Raw genomic sequence first — 13,046 nt, 5'->3', positions numbered from 1 at the left:
CGGCAAAAACCCCCTGACGGGGGTTTTGTATAATATTATTTAATTAAAACAGATGATTAAATTTTGCAGGCGCCGCTTTCGCAGTCATCAGCCACGTCGGCTTTCATGTCTTCCTGTACATCGTCAGCACCATCGCGGGTGTTCTGATAATACAAGGTCTTGACGCCGAATTTGTAGGCTGTCAGCAAATCTTTCAGCAACTGTTTCATCGGCACTTTGCTGTTCGGGAAGCGTGACGGATCATAGTTGGTGTTCGACGAAATCGCCTGGTCGATGAATTTTTGCATCACGCCTACCAGTTGCAGGTAACCGTCGTTGTTCGGCATATCCCACAGCAGCTCGTACTGATCTTTCAGACGCTCATACTCTGGCACCACCTGACGCAGGATCCCGTCTTTCGACGCTTTGATACTGATGTGACCGCGCGGTGGTTCGATGCCGTTGGTGGCGTTGGAGATCTGCGAAGAGGTCTCAGAAGGCATCAGCGCGGACAGCGTGGAGTTACGCAGGCCGTGTGTTTTGATGTCTTCGCGCAGTTTATCCCAGTTAAGATGCAGAGGTTCATTGCAAATCGCATCCAGATCTTTCTTGTAGGTATCCACCGGCATGATGCCTTGTGAATAGGTGGTTTCATTGAACCACTGACATGCACCTTGCTCTTTCGCCAGCTCGTTGGAGGCTTTCAGCAGGTAATACTGAATCGCTTCGAACGTCTTGTGCGTCAGGTTGTTGGCACTGCCGTCGGAATAACGCACGCCATTTTTCGCCAGATAGTACGCATAGTTAATTACGCCGATACCCAGGGTACGACGGCCCATTGCGCCACGTTTAGCCGCTTTGATTGGATAATCCTGATAATCGAGCAGGGCATCGAGTGCGCGAACGGCCAGCACCGCCAGCTCTTCCAGGTCATCGAGGCTTTCGATAGCGCCAAGATTGAAGGCAGACAGCGTACACAGCGCGATTTCGCCGTTTTCGTCGTTGACGTCATCCAGCGGTTTGGTTGGCAGTGCAATTTCCAGACACAGGTTGGACTGGCGAACCGGCGCGATAGCAGGATCAAATGGGCTGTGCGTATTGCAGTGGTCAACGTGCTGAATGTAGATACGGCCGGTGGATGCGCGTTCCTGCATCATCAGTGAGAACAGCTCAACCGCTTTCACTTTCTGCTTACGGATGCTCGGATCCTGCTCGTATTTCTCGTACAGACGCTCGAATTCATCCTGATCGGCGAAGAACGCATCGTACAGGCCAGGCACATCAGATGGGCTGAACAGCGTAATGTCGCCGCCTTTCACCAGACGCTGATACATCAGTTTATTGATCTGCACGCCGTAGTCCATATGACGGACGCGGTTGCCTTCAACACCACGGTTGTTTTTCAGCACCAGCAGGCTTTCTACTTCCAGATGCCACATCGGGTAGAACAATGTCGCTGCGCCACCACGAACGCCGCCCTGAGAGCAGGATTTCACTGCGGTCTGGAAATGTTTGTAGAACGGGATACAACCGGTGTGGAACGCTTCACCGCCGCGGATCGGGCTGCCCAGCGCACGGATGCGACCGGCGTTGATACCGATACCGGCACGTTGGGAAACATATTTCACAATGGCGCTGGACGTCGCGTTGATAGAGTCCAGGCTGTCGCCACATTCGATCAGCACACAGGAGCTGAACTGACGGGTTGGAGTACGCACGCCAGACATGATTGGCGTAGGCAGAGAAATTTTGAACGTGGAAATCGCGTCGTAAAAACGTTTGATATAGTCCAGACGGGTTTCACGCGGATAGCCGGAGAACAGGCAGGCTGCAACCAGAATATAGAGGAACTGCGCGCTCTCGTAGATATCGCCAGTCACACGGTTCTGCGCCAGATATTTCCCTTCCAGCTGTTTTACAGCAGCGTAAGAGAAATTCATATCACGCCAGTGGTCAATAAAACTGTCCATCTGCTCGAACTCTTCAGCCGTGTAGTCTTCCAGCAGATGTTTGTCGTATTTGCCCATTTCAACCATGCGGGTCACCTGATCAAGCAGCTTCGGCGGCTCGAACTGACCGTAAGCTTTTTTACGCAGATGGAAAATCGCCAGACGCGCGGCCAGATATTGGTAATCCGGGGCATCTTTGGAAATCAGGTCCGCTGCGGCTTTGATGATCGTTTCATGGATATCGGCAGTTTTGATACCGTCGTAGAACTGGATGTGTGAACGAAGTTCTACTTGAGAAACTGATACGTTTTGAAGACCTTCCGCTGCCCAATCAATGACACGGTGGATTTTATCAAGGTTGATGCGTTCTGTGCGGCCATCACGTTTAGTTACAAGCAGACTTTGGTTCATTCGGGGCGATACCTCAAAGGTTTATAAGGGGTCTGACCTGACCGTGAAAAACACCACGGCAGCACCACTCTATTCTAGTGTGCTGGTCAGGATATAAACACAATATATTGTGGGTTTGTTATTTTCTGATGACAAGATAGTGACTGAACGGCCCTTTGGCAAGTGAACAAAACGCCCAGATTTGTGGATAACTTGGGGAGAAATTTACGTGCCAAGGCTGAGAAGTCCGTCGTTGCTGGCGCGACAAACCTGTCAATATCTGAGATACGATTTTCTTATATTTTTACTAAAGGTGATCGACTGCCGGTTTATTAAACGTTAGAAAAAAACGCTATATTGATCTGGATAACTATTCTAAAAAATCATGTTACCGGGTCCGGTTTCACCAACGCCCTAAAAACTAAGGTTTAAGTAAAACAGGCGGCGGGGAAGGTGATTAAAATTTCGCTTAAGTTCGCCCGGAAGGCATCTTCCGGGCTTGACGTTCGGGGCATTTAGAGCAGGTCAGAGTACTGTGCTTTCTTCCGACTGGGTGTGAACCATGTAATTGACGTCTACATTCGGCCCGAGTTTAAAATGGTCGGTCAGCGGGTTGTAATGCAGGCCCAGAATGTGACGCTCGGACAGTGAGGTGCGGTCGATCATGCCAAGCAACTCTGACGGTTTGATGAATTTTTTGATGTCGTGCGTGCCCTTCGGCACCATCTTCAGCACATATTCCGCACCGAAAATGGCCATCAGCCAGGCTTTGTTATTGCGGTTGATGGTAGAGAAGAACACATGGCCGCCTGGTTTGACCAGACGCGCGCAGGCAGCAACGACGGATGCCGGATCCGGCACATGTTCGAGCATTTCCATGCAGGTGACCACATCGTATTGCTGGGGATGCGCATCGGCGTGTGCCTCAACGGTTTCCTGTACGTAATCCACTTTCACGCCGCTTTCCAGCGCATGCAGACGTGCTACCTGTAACGGTTCGCCGCCCATGTCCAGCCCGGTCACTTTTGCCCCGGCGACGGCCATGCTTTCACTGAGAATGCCGCCGCCGCAGCCGACATCGAGAACGTTCTTCCCGAACAGGCCATCGGCACGCTCCAGAATGTAATTCAGGCGCAGCGGATTAATACGGTGCAGCGGTTTGAATTCGCCTTCCAGATCCCACCAGCGCGAGGCGACTGCCTCAAACTTGGCAATTTCTTCGTGATCGATGTTCTGTGGCGCAGCGGAAGCCGAAGTGGATGATGTGGTTGTCATGAGCGTGATGAACTCCTTATATCTTGATGTGGCCGATTATACCTATTTCGTCTGCTTTGGTTCAGATTTGTCGTTATGGCGAATCTTTATACGAAATGGGGCGCTTTGCGCAAAGGTTTGAAACCCGTTGGATAATAGTAGGCAAAAGGGGGCGGTTGTTTTCCACGTTTGGCTGGTTTGTGGTATAGTTTTACACCTTTGCGCTATATATGCCTACGTGGGCAGCGGCCATGAATAATCAGTAGAGGGATAGCAGCTCCATGAGCGACCTTGCCAGAGAAATCACACCGATTAACATCGAAGAAGAGCTGAAAAACTCTTATTTGGATTATGCGATGTCCGTGATTGTCGGACGTGCGCTACCAGATGTGCGTGATGGTTTGAAACCGGTGCACCGCCGCGTACTTTTCGCAATGAACGTCCTCGGTAACGACTGGAATAAAGCCTACAAAAAATCGGCCCGTGTGGTCGGTGACGTTATCGGTAAATATCACCCACACGGTGATACCGCGGTTTATGACACCATTGTCCGTATGGCTCAGCCTTTCTCACTTCGCTACATGCTGGTGGACGGGCAGGGTAACTTCGGTTCAGTGGATGGCGACTCCGCCGCAGCCATGCGTTATACCGAAATTCGCATGTCAAAAATTGCTCACGAATTGCTGGCTGACTTAGAAAAAGACACCGTCGATTTCGTGCCGAACTATGATGGCACGGAGCAAATTCCTGCTGTTATGCCAACCCGTATTCCTAACCTGCTGGTCAACGGCTCGTCAGGTATCGCGGTCGGTATGGCGACCAACATTCCGCCGCATAACCTCACTGAGGTTATCAACGGCTGTCTGGCCTTCATTGAAGATGAGAACATCAGCATTGAAGGGCTGATGGAACACATTCCGGGGCCAGATTTCCCGACCGCGGCGATCATCAATGGTCGTCGTGGTATCGAAGAAGCTTACCGTACCGGCCGTGGCAAGATTTCGATCCGTGCCCGCGCTGAAGTGGAAGCGGACGCTAAAACCGGTCGCGAAACCATCATCGTTCACGAGATCCCGTATCAGGTGAACAAAGCCCGTCTGATCGAAAAGATCGCCGAGCTGGTGAAAGAAAAACGCGTTGAAGGCATCAGTGCGCTGCGCGATGAGTCCGATAAAGACGGTATGCGTATCGTCATCGAAATCAAACGCGATGCCGTCGGTGAAGTGGTTCTTAACAACCTGTACTCACTGACCCAGTTGCAGACCTCTTTCGGTATCAACATGGTGGCTTTACACCGTGGTCAGCCGAAAATTTTGGGTCTGAAAGAGATTTTGTCCGCGTTTGTTCGCCACCGCCGTGAAGTGGTAACACGTCGTACGATTTTCGAACTGCGTAAAGCCCGCGACCGTGCTCATATCCTCGAAGCGCTGGCGATCGCGCTGGCTAACATCGATCCTATCATTGAGCTGATCCGTGCTGCACAATCTCCGGCCGAAGCGAAAGCGGGCCTGATTGCGCGTTCATGGGATCTGGGCAACGTTGCGGCGATGCTGGCAAGTGCCGGTGATGATGCTGCGCGCCCTGAATGGCTGGAGCCAGAGTTCGGTATTCATGAAGGTAAATACTTCCTGACCGAGCAACAGGCACAGGCCATTTTGGATCTGCGTCTGCAAAAACTGACCGGCCTTGAGCATGAAAAACTGCTCGATGAGTACAAAGAGCTGCTGGTGCAGATCGCCGAGCTGATGTACATCCTGTCCAACCCGGATCGTCTGATGGAAGTCATTCGTGAAGAGCTGGAAGCGATCCGCGATCAGTACAACGATCCGCGTCGTACCGAAATCACGGCGAACTCGTCTGACATCAACATCGAAGACCTGATCAATCAGGAAGACGTTGTGGTGACCTTGTCGCATCAGGGCTACGTGAAGTATCAGCCTCTGACCGATTACGAAGCGCAGCGTCGCGGCGGTAAAGGGAAATCAGCAGCCCGTATTAAAGAAGAAGACTTCATCGACCGTTTGCTGGTGGCCAACACCCACGACACCATTCTGATGTTCTCAAGTCGCGGACGTCTGTACTGGATGAAAGTCTATCAGTTGCCGGAAGCCAGCCGCGGTGCCCGTGGTCGTCCTATCGTCAACCTGTTACCGCTCGAGCCGAACGAACGTATCACCGCCATTCTTCCAGTACGCGAGTACGAAGAAGGCCGTCATGTGTTCATGGCAACGGCAAGCGGTACTGTGAAGAAAACCGCACTGACCGATTTCAGTCGTCCGCGCAGTGCCGGCATCATCGCCATCAACCTCAATGAGGGGGATGAGCTGATTGGTGTTGACCTGACCGACGGTACAAACGAAGTCATGCTGTTCTCTGCGGCAGGTAAAGTGGTGCGCTTCTCCGAAGAAGCGGTGCGTTCAATGGGCCGTACGGCGACCGGTGTTCGCGGTATCCGTCTGGGTGAAGGCGACAGCGTCGTCTCCCTGATCATTCCACGCGGCGACGGCTGTATCCTGACCGTGACGCAGAATGGTTTCGGTAAACGTACAGAATCTGCCGAATATCCAACCAAATCTCGTGCAACGCAGGGCGTTATCTCAATCAAAGTGAGCGAGCGTAATGGTCCGGTGGTGGGTGCGATTCAGGTGGATGAAGCGGATCAGATCATGATGATCACCGATGCCGGTACGCTGGTGCGTACTCGCGTGTCCGAAGTGAGTACCGTTGGTCGTAACACCCAGGGTGTTACGCTGATCCGTACCGCAGAGCTTGAGCACGTGGTGGGTCTGCAACGTGTGGCAGAACCGGTAGAAGATGAAGAACTGGATGGCGTTGCCACCGAAGCAGGTGAACTGGAAGCGGCACAAGCTGCCGATTTGCCAGACGAAGCAGAAAGTGAAGACGATCAGCCAGCAGACGACGAAGAAGAATAAATTTTCTTAGTCACCTGAAACTAAGGCATAACATGGCAACGTGTTATGCCTTTTTTATTTTTACGCCTCACCTATATTTATATTCGTTAAGCGAATGACAATAACCTGAAATATATAATTTACTTTCCCCCTAAAGTTTTGGTTTTAATAATTCATGCTTTTGGTTGCAGGTTTATTATTTCCTGCTCGCAATTTAATTAAATCCTTATATTGTTACTCACGCCAAACATGGAGTGAATAACGTCTTATCCCCTATAAGACGAATCAATAAGGATGCCATTAAATGGAATTCCGCAATCTGACGCCCTTTGCGGCGATGCAGTTCCGGATGCGTGACCGGGAAGATAATGAAAATTACGTTATCGTGATGAAAGCAGGTTACCGGCTGGAGCCGGATGACCGGGGTGGGTATCGCGTCCGGGTACGGGATGACGACGCGGTGGCACTTAACATTAAGGATGATTATCTGGGCGCGGTTAATATATCGTCGGTTATTGAAGAAAGTGACCTCTCGCCATTTAAACCCGTCTGCGATGTCATTATTACCGGCAGTGCCTGTGCAACTCAATCCGTTCCTGTTTTAAGTCAAAGCATCAGCGCCATCCTTAATAATTCCAGTGGCGCTGCTCTTTTAGAAAAGAAATTAAATATAACCGGAAAGCGTTATTTCCAAAAAAATGAAATAACAGACGCATGGTCAATAACCCAGCCTGAACCCTTTTTGCGTCAGCCGGTTATTTGGGAGGCGTCGTTCGGCGGCGAATGCCAAATATTTGAAACGGAAGACGGCGCGGATGCTGTGCCGAAATCCGATTGCCTGACCGATATTCAGAAAGCCGGTCACCCGGATCCAGAACATCCACCGCTGGCGCATCAGGTCTGCGAGGCTAATCCGCTCGGCAAAGGATTCATCACGCCCTGGTACTCGCGGGCGAAACGCCCCGACCGGTATCCCGCACCGCAAATCACCGATCCCCGTCATCCGTTCACCGCTGAGGATTTCACCTCTCTGGTCGCCGGTCATGCGGACTTAAAAGCGCCACAGTTTCAGCCCGCCGGACTCGGGTTTACAGGCCGCGCCTGGTTGCCGCGCTGCCAAAAATCCGGCACCTACGACGAGGCGTGGCTTAAAGAGCGTCACCCCGGTCTGCCCGGTGATTTTGATTTTCACTACTGGAACGCCGCGCCGTCCGACCAGCAAATTCCTTATCCGAAACTGCCGCTTCATTTTGCTTTGCAAGGGTTCTCCCCAGCGGGAGAAATACGCTTCTCGCTCCCCGGCCATGAGGCGTTTGTTCTGCTGCGTATGGATGACGGGTTGCTGATCCCTCATCCGATGAATCTCGACACGCTGCACGTCGACGCCGACAACCTCGAGGTCACGGCCTGCTGGCGCTTTTTGTTGCCCGTTGACGCGCCGGTTCGGGTGATCGAAGCCCGCTACGAGACAGAGCCGGAAAAACTGCTGGAAAAACTGTTCGGGTTTTCAATGCCGGAACATTCAACAAACAGGGAGGTGTCCAGTCATGGCTGAGAATTATATGGCGCGTAAAGACAGTCAGTGGTCGGTGGTGTGTTTGTCGCCCGACGTGTGTTTTACGCCGGTCGGTCCCATCACCCTCCCGGTGCCTTATCAGGTGACGGCGAGCCTGGGTGACGCCGTGCAGGAAGTCAAACATGTGAAGGCCAACGGCTGTCCGGTGGTTGTGCTTAATCAAAGCTTTATCCCAAGCACGCAGGGCGATGAGTCGGGTGTGGCGAAAGGGGTGCAAAGCGGCACCGTCGGTGCGAAGTGCGAGCCGATGGAGCACAGCAAAACCGTGCGCGTGGGCGGCAAACCCATACTGCGCCACGGCGATAAATTCTGGATGAACGATAAAAACACCCTCGGAGTCATCGTCGGGCAGCCGCCGTCAGCCAACCTTACCGTGGAAGAAATCATTCCGGCGGCGAAGGCGCAAACACCGGAGGAAGAGGGATCGGCTGATAAAAATGACGGGAAGCTGCCTGACAGCGCCTGGTTCGGCGCCTATCTGGCGGCGGGAGCCATTCGCAACGGCAGCCCGGAGTCTTACGAAGCGACAGCGCAATCGGCGGGAGCGGATACCCTGAAGGGGTTTCAAAAAGCCATGGAGAATCAGCATCTCTATCTTGCCGCCGCCATTGTCATCGGTGGCGCTTTCAGTGGGAAAAAAGGCGGCAAACGGGCGTCCGTGATCCCAAAAAGAAATGACGTATCTCCCGCTAACGCCTATCCGCCACGGCCAGCACCGGCCGGCGACGGCGGTAAGGTCAAATTAAAAACCGACGGCAACGGCAAAGCGACGACCAGCAAACACGGCGAGCCCACGGTTTCCGATAAAAAAGAGGGTGATTTTGGCAGTACCTGTGGCCTTGCGGGGGAACCCGTTGACGTCGCTACCGGCGACTTCCTGCAAAATTTGCAGGTCATCGACCTGCCCGGCACGCTTCCGCTGACCCTCAGTCGCGTCTATCGCTCCCGCGCCCGTGCGCGGGGCATCTTCGGCAACAAATGGGCGGATAACTGGTCTCAGTTCCTCCGTCTGGATGATAAAGAAATCCATTTCACCACGGAGGAAGGCTCGGTCCTCAGCTATTTTTCTTCTGCTGAAAAAGACAAGGTGGAAGGGATAAACCTGCATCAGGCGCACCTGCGTCTGCACGGCACCCGCAGCGGCACTCTGTTTGTTTTCAATGCGCTGACTCAGCAGACGCTGTGCTTTGCTCCTCAGCCCGGCGCGCACCGCAGGCTTTCCTCCCTGTGCGATCGCGCGGGGAACCGTATCGACTTCATTTATCATCACGACCGGCTTTCTGCGCTGACGCACAGCGACGGCTACCGCCTTGAACTGGAGTGGCGGGAGGAGCAGCTGGTTTCAATCACACGTTCGGACACGCAGGCGCGTCACTGGCTGGTGAGGTGTGCCTACAGCGACGGCGGCCTGCTTGCCGACTGTGAGACCTTTCAGTTCACGCATCTGTTCCATGAGTACGACGCCAATGGCTTTATGATCCGCTGGCGCGACACCGATAAAACAAACGTCAGCTATCAGTATGATGTTAAAGGCCGCGTCACGGCCACGAGGGCGGAAGGCGGCTACTATCAAGACCGCTTTGTCTACGACGACGTCAACCGCGTCACAACCTATCTCGACGGCGAAGGCGGCAGGACGCTTTACGCCTACAACGTCTTCGGGCAGGTGACGCGCACAACCGACCCGCTTGGCCGCGTGACGCAAACCCGCTGGGACCGGGGGAATAAAATCGCCGAAACCGACCCGCTCGGGCGGGAAACCCGCTATCGCCATAACCCGTCCGGGCTGATAACCCAGGTGCAGCACGCGGGCGGCGACGTCACACACTATCACTACGACAGGCACGGGCAGGTCATCAGGCTTATCCAGCCTGACGGCGGCGAATGGCTGTTCAGCCGCAGCGAGCAGGGGAACATACTCAGCCAGACCGATCCGCAGGGGCACGTTCAGCGTTTTGAATACAATACGCGCGGGCAGCCGACCGCCGATATCCGGCCCGACGGCGCGACGCAGCGCTACATCTGGAATGCGTATCATCAGCTCAGCCAGCTGATTTCCCCGGATGAAGCGACGACGCACCTTTCTCATGACAGCTTTGGCCGGCTGCTATGTGTCACCGATGCGCTGGGGCAGACCACCCGGTTTACCCTCAGCACGGAGCACGCCGGTCTGCAGGGGAGCGCGACGGCGGTTCATCTGCCGGACGGCGTGGTGCAGCGCAGAAGCTACGACGGTGAAAAACGCCAGGCCACCGTGACCGACGGCGAAGGCAAAACGACCGGTTATGCCTACGGCGCGTTTGATCTGCTGCATACGCTGACCCGACCCGACGGCCAGACGCTGCAATTTGGCTACGATTCGCTCACCAGGCTGAATCAGGTGACGAACGCCGCAGGTGAGGTCTGGCGCTACGAGCGAGACGCCGCCGGGCAGGTAATCCGCGAAACCGACTTCGGCGGGCGCGTCACTGAGTACGGCTACGACGGAGCCGGACGCCGGGTTCTGGCGCGGCATGCGGATCACCGCGTGGTGTGCTGGCACTGGTCGGTGCGCGATGAGCTCCTGAGTGAGGACGTCTGGCAGGAAGAGGAGACGCAGTGCGCGCGGGTGGCAACGACGGCCTATGCGTACGACGCGCTGGGAAGAATGACGCGGGCGCAGAACAGCGATGCGGTGGTGGAGTTTGAATACGACGCAGCCGGTCATCGGGTGTGCGAGCGCATCAACGGTCGGGAAGTGGTCCACGGGTGGGATGAACAGGCACAGCGTACGCTCTCACGCTGCGCCGGTGGGCAGATGCTGACCTTTGATTACGACATCAGCGGCAGGCTGAATGCCTTACAGGCCGGTGAGTTTGCGCCGCTGCGGATGGAATATGACCGGCTGGGGCGTGAAAACCAGCGCCACAGCGCGGCCGGGTTTGCACAGGCGCAGGGCTATTCGCCGACCGGCATGCTGCTTGAACAGACGGCGGGACGGGAGGGAATCATCAACCGCCGCTGGGCGTACGACGGCGCCTATAACGTGCGGCGCATCGACGACGCCCGCTGGGGCACGTCGCACTATCACTACAACAGCAACGACCAGATAATCCACGCCGAACAGACCGGCGCACAGCCGCTGCTGGAGCTGTTCAGCTATGACGCTAACCTGAACATCCGCGAGCATCAGTGGCGGGGACGGGACTATGACGCTCTAACGGAACGGGTGAGTCAGATCCGGCAGTCCGGTCGGATCATCCGCCGGGGCAGTGACGAATACCGTTACGACAGCGCCGGGCGGCTGACCGAAAAGCGCACTGAAAAACCGGGCTTTCGCCCTGAAATCTGGCGCTACCGCTGGGACGCCCACGGTCAGATGCGAAGCCTCATCACCCCGCACGGCGAGCGATGGCGCTACGCCTATGACGCTTTCGGACGACGGATAAGCAAACGTCGCGAGGGCGACACGCGTGGCAAACCGGCGGGCTTTGATTTTTTATGGAGTGGCGACCAGCTCATTGAGGAAACGCCGGTGTACGCCGACGGCACGCCCGCCTACGAAGAAAGTATTCACTGGCTGTATGAACCGGGGGCACTTACCCCCGTCGCGCGCAGTGAAAAAGGCCGGCTGCATTATCTGGTCAGCGACCACATGGGCACCCCGCGCGAGCTGCTTACCGAACAAGGTGACGTGGCGTGGTCAAACCGGCTAAGTACGTGGGGTAAATCAACCCGTTATCACTTTGCCGCCAACGACGACGTCACCTGCAACCTGCGATTTGCGGGCCAGTACGCCGATGAAGAATCCGGGTTGCATTACAACCGTCACCGTTACTATGATAGTGACACGGGGCAGTATTTAAGTCCGGACCCGATAGGGTTGGAAGGTGGGCTGAATCCTTACGGGTATGTGCATAACCCGATGGGGTGGGTTGATCCGCTGGGGCTGGCTTGTTGTCCTTCAATAAACCGTCGAGAAGCATTAAATGAAACGAAGGATCTTGCCGGTATCCCTCGCTCTCAACAACCAGATAGGCAATGGGTTGTCGGAAATGATCCTAAACGCAGGGGACGGACGAATTATAAATACTCTGAAGATCAAGGTTCATATGGTCGGTATTATGAATATACTGATGCTCGTGGGCATAAAAGAGTAATTGCTGAGCATACATCTGATCCAAGGGCCCCCGGACCTCATACACATGCAGGACAACCAAAGCCTGGAGCAGATCCACGAACCTACGATTTTAAAGAAGGTAGGTATCAAAAGATCATTCATCCCTCAACAAATGACCATCATATTTATTATGAATAGTGAACTCGAAAAAAAATTATTGTTACTCAGAGCAAAAAAGTATGCTGCAGTAGTAGATGGTATTCGTGATATGACAATTTCTTTTTTGGAAAGAGATGAGTGTATCTGGCATAGAGAGAAATTAGCACAAATTAATTCTTACCATGGGCTTCCAAAGCTAAAATCATACACTCTTCCAGTAAATGAGAGTGATTTAATTAGCGATATCTCTAGTTTATTAATTACTAATAAAATTAATGACTGTTTTGTGTTCTTCGAGAATAATGTGAAAATTAAGTTTCATGTAATTGATTATTTTTTATTTATAAAAAGTTTTTTAAGTATAAATAAGACGTTTGATTTATCATTGGCATTTTTTCAACCAGATGGAGTATTGGTAGTTAGTGATGATGAGTATGAACTAAAAACTTTCTTTATTATCAAATAGCTAAAACTAATAGCTGGAAGGTCTCCCCGATCCTTTCGGCTATTTTTATGTATTTTGCTTGCTAAATCCTGATCCCCCTCAGCGCCGCTTTAGCGGCGTTCTTTATATTCTGATTATCCAGCTTAATATCCCGCAGTTGTTGATGCAGAATATCTTTCTCACGCTTCAGTTCATCCACTTCTGCGCTGTCTTTAATAATCACAATACAGCCATCAGTTAGAACGGCAGCGCCACAGCGCGGCCGGGTTTGCACAGGCGCAGG

The 13,046-nt window shown here is 53.4% G+C and carries 6 protein-coding genes; 4 read left to right on the top strand and 2 right to left on the bottom strand.

Features of this window, described 5'->3' with window-relative positions; genetic code table 11:
• Nucleotides 1-56: 56 nt before the first annotated feature.
• Together nrdA and ubiG are read right to left on the bottom strand one after the other, a co-directional pair.
• Nucleotides 57-2,339 carry a ribonucleoside-diphosphate reductase subunit alpha gene (gene nrdA / locus GE278_14565; protein QLK61925.1) on the bottom strand — a complete coding sequence of 761 codons (2,283 nt, stop codon included), beginning with the start codon at nt 2,337-2,339 and terminating at the stop codon, nt 57-59.
• A 504-nt stretch (nt 2,340-2,843) separates the two neighbouring features.
• Nucleotides 2,844-3,593, bottom strand: a complete 750-nt coding sequence (ubiG, locus tag GE278_14560) for a bifunctional 2-polyprenyl-6-hydroxyphenol methylase/3-demethylubiquinol 3-O-methyltransferase UbiG (protein QLK61924.1) — start codon at nt 3,591-3,593, stop codon at nt 2,844-2,846.
• Between the two features lie 260 nt (nt 3,594-3,853).
• On the opposite strand from ubiG, the gene gyrA reads away from it, so the two are divergent.
• The 4 genes from gyrA to GE278_14540 all read left to right on the top strand — a co-directional run bounded on the left by gyrA (nt 3,854) and on the right by GE278_14540 (nt 12,784).
• A complete protein-coding gene (gene gyrA, locus GE278_14555; GenBank protein QLK61923.1) occupies nt 3,854-6,505 on the top strand; it encodes a DNA topoisomerase (ATP-hydrolyzing) subunit A in 2,652 nt (883 codons plus the stop codon).
• Between the two features lie 283 nt (nt 6,506-6,788).
• Nucleotides 6,789-8,039: a DUF2169 domain-containing protein gene (locus tag GE278_14550; protein QLK61922.1), complete on the top strand. Its 1,251-nt coding sequence runs from the start codon at nt 6,789-6,791 to the stop codon at nt 8,037-8,039.
• A complete protein-coding gene (locus GE278_14545) occupies nt 8,032-12,357 on the top strand; it encodes a DUF4150 domain-containing protein (protein ID QLK61921.1) in 4,326 nt (1,441 codons plus the stop codon). Before GE278_14550 ends, GE278_14545 begins: the two co-directional genes overlap by 8 nt.
• Entirely contained in the window at nt 12,350-12,784 is a 435-nt protein-coding gene (locus GE278_14540) for a hypothetical protein (protein QLK61920.1), read from the top strand. The genes GE278_14545 and GE278_14540 overlap by 8 nt, the downstream gene beginning before the upstream one ends.
• The last annotated feature ends 262 nt before the right edge of the window (nt 12,785-13,046 follow it).

Source organism: Enterobacteriaceae bacterium Kacie_13 (genome assembly GCA_013457415.1).
GTDB lineage: Bacteria > Pseudomonadota > Gammaproteobacteria > Enterobacterales > Enterobacteriaceae > Rahnella.
This window is presented reverse-complemented; position numbering and strand designations above follow the sequence as displayed.

Coding starts and splice junctions, on each gene's coding strand:
- nrdA (QLK61925.1), bottom strand. CDS start 2,339: ATGAACCAAAGTCTGCTTGTAACTAAACGTGATGGCCGCACAGAACGC.
- GE278_14545 (QLK61921.1), top strand. CDS start 8,032: ATGGCTGAGAATTATATGGCGCGTAAAGACAGTCAGTGGTCGGTGGTG.
- ubiG (QLK61924.1), bottom strand. CDS start 3,593: ATGACAACCACATCATCCACTTCGGCTTCCGCTGCGCCACAGAACATC.
- GE278_14550 (QLK61922.1), top strand. CDS start 6,789: ATGGAATTCCGCAATCTGACGCCCTTTGCGGCGATGCAGTTCCGGATG.
- gyrA (QLK61923.1), top strand. CDS start 3,854: ATGAGCGACCTTGCCAGAGAAATCACACCGATTAACATCGAAGAAGAG.
- GE278_14540 (QLK61920.1), top strand. CDS start 12,350: ATGAATAGTGAACTCGAAAAAAAATTATTGTTACTCAGAGCAAAAAAG.